This window comes from Salinarimonas ramus (assembly GCF_014645695.1).
GTDB classification, from domain to species: Bacteria; Pseudomonadota; Alphaproteobacteria; order Rhizobiales; family Beijerinckiaceae; genus Salinarimonas; species Salinarimonas ramus.
The window spans coordinates 437424-446418 of the sequence record NZ_BMMF01000004.1 but is presented as its reverse complement, the minus strand read 5'-3'; the positions used below and the strand labels follow the sequence as shown (position 1 = coordinate 446418).

The following is an 8995-nucleotide window of genomic DNA, read 5'->3' as shown; positions in this document are numbered from 1 at the left end:
TGCGCAAGGGCAGCTACTTCCCGGGCTTCCTGGAGCCGCGGCGCATGGCCGAGAAGGCGCTCACCGCCGTGATCCAGGAGGCCTACATCCAGGGCGTCTCGACGCGCTCCGTCGACGACCTGGTCAAGGCCATGGGGATGAGCGGCGTCTCGAAGAGCCAGGTGAGCCGGCTCTGCGGGGAGATCGACGAGCGGGTGAAGGCCTTCCTCGACCGGCCGATCGAGGGCGATTGGCCGTACCTCTGGATCGACGCGACATACGTGAAGGTGCGCCAGAACGGCCGCATCGTCTCGGTGGCGGTGATCGTCGCGGTGGGCGTCAACACCGATGGCCGGCGCGAGGTGCTCGGCATGGACGTCGGCCCCTCCGAGGCGAAGGCGCACGCCCTCTTGATCCTACTCGACCGCACGGTCGGTTCGCACGAGGGAGCAGTTGTCCCTCGCGATCTTGCAAATGCACTCGAGAAGATTGAGACACTCGCGCCAAAGCTGGTTGGAACTCCGGCTTTTCGTCGCCTATCGACGGCGGCACGTCGGTAATCTCTTGTTGTGAGACTCTGGGTGAGGGCTGCGGGCGCCCCTCGAAGTAGGTACCGAAGCTGTTGTGGACTGGCACCGGTGTTTCCAGTGCGACACAAACGGCAGGTGCGCACCCTGCACCGACTTCCTCTACTTCGCTCAAGCGAAAGAACGCTAGAAAAACTCATTGAATTTCTTTCGGCACGCGAAGCGGCGCCGGTGAGGACGGCCGCCGTGTGTAAGAAGACCAATCCGAAGCTCTCTGAAGTCGACTTTGGATCGGCGGCGTAGTTCCGCGCCGATCGGCGTGGGGGCCCGGTGCTAAAGGGCCTAACCAGAAGGCGCTCGTCACGCGCAAGGGGTCCCGGCGTGAAGCCGAGCGACAGGGGGATGCGAACTCCCAATCCGGCTGCCCGTGTGTCGCATTTCGAGTGTGGTTCTCACTCGCCGGAGTTCGCAGCGGTGAAGAACTTTGGGGACAAAGCGCAAAGCTTTGGGCAAAACGAAGCACTATGCGCAAACCTACACCTACTCACACGTCGAGGTTCGAGACGCTCAGCGCGTTGTCCTGGATGAACTCGCGCCGTGGCTCGACGACGTCGCCCATCAGCTTGACGAACAGGTCGTCGGCGTCCGCCACGTCCTTCACGCGCACCTGCAGCAGCGAGCGCACGTCGCGGTCGAGGGTGGTCTCCCAGAGCTGGTCCGGGTTCATCTCGCCCAAGCCCTTGTAGCGCTGGAGCGTGATGCCCTTCTGGCCGACGCTCATCGCCGCCTCGAACAGGGCCGAGGGCCCGTAGATCGTGCGCGTCTCGGCCTTGCGGACGAGGTCCACCGGACGATCGTAGATCTCCTGGAGCTTGGCGGCGCGCTCGTCGAGGCGCTTGGCGTCCTGGCTGTCGAGGAGGGCCGCGTCGAGCACCTCGACCTGCGTCACGCCGCGCAGCGTGCGCGTGAAGACGAAGCCGTGGTCGCGGACCTCGCCGGTCCAGCCGCGCTCGGTCTCCTCGGAGATGGCGTCGAGCCGGCGGGCGACGTATTGCGCCGCCTGGAGCGCGTTGTCGGGATCATCGACCAGCTGCGGGCGCAGCACGCCGGCGATCGCCGCCTGCTCGACGATGAAGCGCCGGTAGCGGCTGTGCAGGCCGTTCAGGATGTTGCGGACCGTCCGCGCCTCGTCGACGAGCGCCTTGAGCTGCTCGCCCTGGAAGACGACGCCGGTCGCGAGCTTGAGCTGCGCGTCCGCCATGCCGGTCTCGATGAGGTAGTCCTCGAGCGCCCGCTCGTCCTTGGCGTAGATGGAGCTCTTGCCGCGCCCGACCTTGTAGAGCGGCGGCTGGGCGATGTAGAGGTGTCCCCGCTCGATCAGCTCCGGCATCTGGCGGAAGAAGAAGGTCAGCAGAAGCGTACGGATGTGGGAGCCGTCCACGTCCGCGTCCGTCATGATGATGATCTTGTGGTAGCGCAACTTGTCGGGGTTGAACTCCTCGCGCCCGATGCCGGTGCCGAGCGCCGTGATGAGCGTGCCGATCTCCTGCGACGACAGCATCTTGTCGAAGCGCGCGCGCTCGACGTTGAGGATCTTGCCGCGCAGCGGCAGCACCGCCTGGTACTCGCGCGCGCGGCCCTGCTTGGCCGAGCCGCCCGCGGAATCGCCCTCCACGATGAAGAGCTCGGCCTTGGCCGGGTCGCGCTCCTGGCAATCGGCGAGCTTGCCCGGCAGCGAGGCGACGTCGAGCGCGCCCTTGCGGCGGGTGAGCTCGCGCGCCTTGCGCGCGGCCTCGCGGGCGGCCGCGGCCTCCACCACCTTCGAGGCGATGGTCTTGCCCTCGGCGGGATGCGTCTCGAGGAAGTCGCGCAGGGCCTCGTTGACGACGTTCTCGACGGCGGGGCGAACCTCGGAGGAGACGAGCTTGTCCTTCGTCTGCGACGAGAACTTGGGATCGGGCACCTTCACGGAGACGACCGCGGTCAGCCCTTCGCGGCAATCGTCGCCGGTCAGCGTGACCTTGTCCTTCTTGGTGAGGCCGGTCTGCTCCGCATAGGACGTGATCTGCCGCGTCAGCGCGGCGCGAAAGCCCGCGAGGTGGGTGCCGCCGTCACGCTGAGGGATGTTGTTGGTGAAGCACAGCACGTTCTCGTGGTAGCTGTCGTTCCACCACAGGGCGACCTCCACCGCGATGCCCTCGCGCTCGGCCTTGAGCATGATGGGCTTTTGCAGGAGCGGCGTCTTCGCCCGGTCGAGATAGCGCACGAAGGCTTCCGTGCCGCCCTCGTACATCAGCTCCTCGCGCTTCTTCTCCGCATGGCGATTGTCGGAAAGGACGATGCGCACGCCGGAATTCAGGAAGGCGAGCTCGCGCAGGCGGTGCTCCAGCGTGCCGTAGTCGAACTCCACCATGGTGAAGGTCGCGGGCGAGGGGAGGAAGGTCACCTCCGTGCCGCGCTGGCCGTTGGCGTCGCCGACGACGGCGAGCGGCTCGACCGGCACGCCGTCGCGGAACTCCATCGCATGCTCCTTGCCGGCGCGCCAGATGCGCAGGCGCAGCCAGGTGGAGAGCGCATTCACGACGGAGACGCCCACGCCGTGCAGGCCGCCGGAGACCTTGTAGGAATTCTGGTCGAACTTTCCGCCCGCGTGCAGCTGGGTCATGATGACCTCGGCCGCCGACACGCCCTCGCCCTGATGGATATCGGTGGGGATGCCGCGGCCGTTGTCGGAGACCGTGACCGATCCGTCGGCATTGAGCGAGACGTTGACCGCGCTGGCATGGCCGGCCAGCGCCTCGTCGATGGCGTTGTCGACGACCTCGTAGACCATGTGGTGCAGGCCGGACCCGTCGTCCGTGTCGCCGATATACATGCCCGGCCGCTTGCGGACGGCGTCCAGCCCCTTGAGCACCTTGATGGATTCGGCGCCGTAGGCGTCGGTGTCGAGATTGGTCGCAGGCTCTGCCATGAACGGGTCCCTGGGACGCGCCGCGGGAAGCGGCGGGAGCGCCCCCGCACGAGATTGATTCGTCTACCCTATTTAGGCGCTGCGAGCCGAATTTTCACCCGCCGCGCCGCACGCGCGCGCGCCCGAGAGCCGTCTATACACGGGTTTTTGTAGCGATGCACGGGTCGGCATGTGCGAGGGCGTCGCGAGAGCTGCGCTGCCGATCCTGCTCACGACGCGCCGTTCACGTGGCTCGGGGAGCCTGCTGCCCGCGTCCGCCGGAGGATGGCGACCGCGAGGGCCGTCGCCACCACGCTCATCGCCGTGCCCGCGAGAGCCCAGTTCCCTGCGATCGACCAGAGCCCGTGCTCGATGGCGAGCCCGGCCGCGAGCGCGAGCCCGGCCGCTGCACCGAGAGCCTCGAGCGTGGCGAGCCGCCCGAACCCGCCTCCGAGGCTCCCGCCGGCCGTTTCCGCGACGATGGTGTCGAGCGTAGGCACCGTGAGCGCCTCGCTCACGGCGATGATCATCGCGACGACGAGCGCGACGACGAGGGCGCTCCCCACGGGCGCGAGCCCGAGTACGAGAAGGGCGACGGGGACGCCGGTCGCGGCCGTCGCGAAGACGATCGTCCTGGCGTGGAGGTCCGCGCGAGCGAGGACGGCACCGGCCGCGACCAGCAGCACCGCCGACAGCAGGGACTGTACGACGAAGAAGGTCGCCGCGGCACGCAGATCGTCGTGGTGGACCGCGAACAGCGTCGCGAGACCCACCGTGATCGCGTTCAGGCCCGTCCAGACGAGAAGCCAGATCGCAGCGATCATGGCGGGCACACCGACCGGAAGCGCGGCTCCGCCTCGCGGTCGGCCCTGCACGGTACCCGGCTGCACGCACCCGTTCGCACGGTTCGCCCCCGGCAGGAGAGCCAGGGCGAGGGCCAGGGAGGCGAGCGCGGTGCCCACGATCACGTTCCAAGCGTCCGGCGCGAAGAGCAAGCCGACGAGAGCGGGGCCGGCGGCGATGCCGATCGTCTTGGCGCTGCCGAGCAGTCCGAACGCCAGCGAGCGCCTGCGCGGTCGGTTGCTCGTCGCGACGAGCACGCGCAGAGCGATGTTGGCGGTCGGGTTGAGCGTGGCGAGGCCGAGCAGGAAGGCGAGCGCGCTCCCTGCACTGGGCGCGACCAGAGCCCAAAGGCCGATCGCCAGGGTGGCGGCCGCGACCCACCGAAGCAGAGACCCGGCGCCGACCCGGTCCGTCAGACGGCCGATCGGCCAGGACAGGAGGCGACCGGCGAGCGCCGCGAGGGCGACCAGCCCGAGGCTTCCCGCCGGCGCGAGGCCGAGCATCGGCCCGGCAGCCACCGCCGCGAAGGGAACGACCGCATAGAACGACATGGAGACGAGCGCGCGAGTTCCGAGCAAGCGTGCGTTCCGCGCGGCGACCTTGCGCACCGGTGCGGACCAGCTCCCCGCCTTCGTCCCCGATCGTGTCGTCATGACGCAGCCGCCGCGGCTCCGCTCGCCAGCCCGTATGCCTCCACGACCCGCTGCGCCGCCTCCAGCGCCTGCGGCGGGTAGGTGAAGTCGCCGATGCGCTGGACGAGGGCGAGCGCCGTGATCGCGTTGAGAACATCGTCGTCGCGGAGATTCTGGAGGCTGAAAGCGGGCACCGAGCGACCTCCCACTCCGGCTTTTCGCGCCGCCGCGATCAGCTCGGCGATGCCGGGGAGGTCGCGTACGACAATGCGATGCAGTAGAGGATCGCGGAAATAAGCCGATCTCATCTCGTCCCAGGAGTGATCGAGAAAGCGCATTCGCAGGTCCGTCGCCTGCGACTCGAGAATGTTCACCGTACCACAGGAATGAATCTCGAGGTCGATCCTCCGGTGGGTGACGGTCAAGCGAGCGGAGAACGGGCGCCCGACGCCCCGGCCGTCCTGATCGGGGATCACCCGTGCGAGCGTATCGCGCTCCGGCTCGGGCAGCGTCAAGCCGCGGCTCGCGAGAACGTCGAGGCTCCCGCGATTCTCGAGCACGAAGCCCTTCCATTCGCACAGGAGCTTGCGTCCGGAGCGCAGCGTCATCCAGCCGGTACCTTTGGCCGACCTTTCGAGCTCGGCGCCCAGCCGTGCGGCCAAGCGCTCTATGCTCCCGTCGCCGACCACGCGTATTCCCCGCAGCGACAGCCGCCATTCGGGGGCGAGCCGCTCCTGATCCTCGATCCACTGTGCGACCGGCTCCAGTCCGATCCGCTCCTCGTGAAACGCATCGACGCTCAGCCGCACGGCGAGCGGCGTGGTCGCGCCCGCATGGGCGCGACGGAGCCCGGCGATCACGTCGGCTGCGGGCGTTCGATGAAGGAGCGAGATGCCGGCCGTGTACAGCTCCACAGGCAACGATCGCTCCGCGCAGCGACGAAGCGCATCCTCGACGAACGCCGGCTCGTCCAGCGGCTCGCCGCCGCCGCAGATGACGAGACGGCGGGCTTTCGCCGCCACGAGCCACTCGACGAGACCGTCCGCGTGCTCCGCCACCCGTCGCGTCTCGGGCCTGCCGGTCCGACGCGCGCCGAAGCTGCAATGAGCGCAGCCGATCGAGCACAGGCGCGTCGGCCAGGCGAACGCCGTGTGCGGATGAGAGGGGAGCGGCTGCGCTTCGGGATCGATCAGCGGCAGGACCTGCGACCTCAGCGCTCGCAGCGCCGGTACGGTCTCACCCCGCATGGCGCAGCTCGACCACGGAGTACACCTCGTATCCCACGTCGTGCGCGAGCGCCGTGCGGGCGACGAGACCCGCATCGCGGGCAAGCGCGTCGATGTCGTTGCCGACGCGGGCGAAGACGTCCGACAAAAACAGGTAGGCGCGCCCCTTGCTCGCGAGAACGCGGGGGAGTTCCGAAACGAAGCGATGGGTCGACCCGAGCCGCTCGTCGAACAGCGCGCCCTCCAGCGGCCCCTCAGGTCGCCCGGGCAGCAACGGGGGGCATGCTGTCACGATATCGAAGCGGCCCTCGTCGAGCACGGCCGAGAGCCCGTTTCCGAGAACGAAGCTGGCGCGATCGCCGAGGTTGTTCGCAGCCGCGTTGTGCTGCGCGCAGCGAACCGCTTCGGGCAGGATGTCGACACCGAGCGCTCGGCAACCGCGCGCCGCGAGGTAGAGAGCGAAAACGCCGGACCCGGTGAAGATGTCGAGCGCTCGCGCCTCACGGGGAAGTTCGATCCCGTCCAGGCATTCGAGCATGATCGCAGAGGTCTTGGTATGCCGGGGGCAGAACACGTTCTCGTCGATCCGCAGGTCGAGCCCCGCGAAGGAGACCTGATAGGGGTGGGCGCGCTCGCGGAGCCGAGACAGCAAGCGCTCCGCCGGGGCGGGGTCGAACGACATACCGTCTTTAAGTTGCATATCTATTCTCTCTCTGGTTGAAACGAGCGCTGCGACACCCGAACGCTCTCCGGCGTCATATAACCTTCACGTGTTTTTTATACAAGCCCAGGAGATATCAACGGCGGGAAAAAACCGAGAACTGTGTCGAAGGCACTGGAAGATCAGAAGGAGCGTGGAATGGTTGACCGACTAACGACAGTGATATCGGGATCTTTCAGAGAGCATCTTAGCCATCTATACCTTTTGCGTGAGGAGCTCGAGAATCGAAGAGTCGATGTTTTGTCACCAATCGGGCATTCAGCTGTGAATCCGGGAGAAGAATTCGTAATCCTCGATGCAGATCCGGTCACGGACCATAGGATTTTGCAGGATGGAGTGTTTGCATAGATCAGAAGATCATCATTTCTGACCGTTTGTAACGTCGACGGCTATATTGGCAAGGCCGCGACGCTCGAGATCGGTTACGCAGTTGCAAGTGGCCTTCAGATATTGACGTTGGAGCCTGCTGACGACCCGAACATTGCTGCGTATTCTCGATTGTTGTCAGACGTTTTCGGGTCGGATATCGTGACGAAGGTCAAGCACGGATCGCTGCATGCGCACTATCGTTGATTTCGGAAGTCGATCAATCAAGATCTTTATCTCTGATTGCGTCGGCCGTGGGTCGCAGATCGCATCCGTGAATCGGTGCCCCTTGGAGGAGGCGCCTGGAGAAAGCGATGTCGCCGCCGCCCTGGACGAAGTCGAGCGCCAGGTCCGCAGCGACGCCGGGCCGGTGCTCGCGATCGGGACGGCCTTCGCACGCCGTTCTCCTCGCTTGCGAACGCTGATCGAGGCGTTCTGCTCGGCTCGCGGTTGGCGATACGAGACGCTGACGCAGGCGGCCGAGCTCGATCTCATTGCCCGCGCTTTCTCCAGCGCCGCGACGGGTCGCGACATCTTCAATGCCGGAGGCGGCAGCATCCAGATCGCCGCCGCCGACGGCGCTCACGTGTTGCTGGACTTCGGCATCTCCGATCTGAATGCGCGATTCGGGCTCTCCCGATCGGTGGCGGAACGGGACGTCGCCGCATGCGTGTCGTGGCTCGCGGAGCAGATGCCACGGTCTCGGGCCGCCTTCGTCTACACGGGCGGTGAGGCGACCTATCTCGCGGCCATGGGTGTCCACCTCGGCGCGGACGGTCGGTGCGAGGCGGGTGCATTCGAAGCCATGGCGGCTCGGCTCGCCAGGATGGAGCCGGATGCGCTGGAGCGTTCGTCGCCGTTCGGCCGGCGGTGGATGACAGGCGCCGTCGCCTCCAATTGCATCGTTCTCGCCGCATTGCGCACGAGGGAGCTGGCGCACTTCTATGCGAGCGACGCCAACGTGGCCGATGGTCTAGCGCTCGCGCACGCGGAGGACGGACGTGGCTGAACCCCTCATCTTCGACGCGGACGATACCCTCTGGGACGAGCAGCGAACGCTTCAGGCGTTCGAGCGTGAGATCGATGCGATCGTCACCCGCATAGCCGGGCCGGACGTCGCGTTCATCGCTCGATTTCTGGAGGCGGAAGAGCGCAACATCCCTCACATCGGCTACGGCTTCGCCAGCTACACCTACAGCCTCGCCGAGACCCTGGCGACGTTTCCCGATTATCCGAGCCTGCGCGAGGAGGTGCTGTCGGCATATCGTGGCTTGTACGATCGCCTCGCCAACGAGCCGCCGCCGCTCCTCCCCGGCGTCCGAGAGACGTTGGAAGAGCTGCGGCGCCGCGGCCATAGGATGTTCGTGCTCACGCGAGGTATCCCGGCCGAGCAGAAGCACAAGATGGAGCTGTCGGGACTGGAGCACGTCTTCGAGGCCGTGCGCATCGTGCAGCGCAAGGACGTCGACGCGTACCGCGGCTTGTGCCGTGATCACGGTCTCGATCGAGTGAAGACGACCATGATCGGAAACAGCCTACGCTCCGACGTCCTGCCGGCGCTGCATGCAGGTCTCGCGGCCGTCTGGATACCCGCAGACACCCCGTGGCAGCACGACGCGGCGTCAGAGCCGCTTCCGAACGGTGCGCGACGGGTCGCGCGCTTCTCGGATCTCGCCGCACTGCTCGCGACGAGCTGACGGGCGCGGCGAACCGTACCAACAGGTCTCACGACCGATCCGCCGTCTCGCGCG

General features: G+C 66.9%; 6 protein-coding genes and 1 pseudogene. 3 read left to right on the top strand and 4 right to left on the bottom strand.

Annotated elements, in window-relative coordinates:
- Positions 1–377, top strand: a pseudogene (locus IEX89_RS08915) (transposase); the annotation flags it as partial.
- A 673-nt stretch (positions 378–1050) separates the two neighbouring features.
- Here the strand turns inward: IEX89_RS08915 and gyrB are convergent.
- The 4 genes from gyrB to IEX89_RS08895 form a co-directional block, all read right to left on the bottom strand.
- On the bottom strand, positions 1051–3477 hold the full coding sequence (gene gyrB, locus IEX89_RS08910; protein ID WP_188911826.1) for a DNA topoisomerase (ATP-hydrolyzing) subunit B: 2427 nt from the start codon (positions 3475–3477) through the stop codon (positions 1051–1053).
- 209 nt (positions 3478–3686) lie between these two features.
- Entirely contained in the window at positions 3687–4877 is a 1191-nt protein-coding gene (locus tag IEX89_RS08905; protein ID WP_188911825.1) for an MFS transporter, read from the bottom strand.
- Positions 4878–4948: 71 nt separating this feature from the next.
- Positions 4949–6178 carry a radical SAM family protein gene (locus tag IEX89_RS08900; protein WP_244645233.1) on the bottom strand — a complete coding sequence of 410 codons (1230 nt, stop codon included), beginning with the start codon at positions 6176–6178 and terminating at the stop codon, positions 4949–4951.
- Entirely contained in the window at positions 6168–6839 is a 672-nt protein-coding gene (locus tag IEX89_RS08895; RefSeq protein WP_188911821.1) for a methyltransferase domain-containing protein, read from the bottom strand. The genes IEX89_RS08900 and IEX89_RS08895 overlap by 11 nt, the downstream gene beginning before the upstream one ends.
- A 595-nt stretch (positions 6840–7434) precedes the next feature.
- Here IEX89_RS08895 and IEX89_RS08890 point away from each other — a divergent pair.
- Positions 7435–8253 (top strand): hypothetical protein, encoded by an 819-nt coding sequence (locus IEX89_RS08890; protein ID WP_188911819.1) that lies wholly within the window; start codon positions 7435–7437, stop codon positions 8251–8253.
- Complete coding sequence (locus tag IEX89_RS08885; protein WP_188911817.1) at positions 8246–8941, top strand: HAD family hydrolase; 696 nt, start codon at positions 8246–8248, stop codon at positions 8939–8941. Before IEX89_RS08890 ends, IEX89_RS08885 begins: the two co-directional genes overlap by 8 nt.
- Positions 8942–8995: the final 54 nt, after the last annotated feature.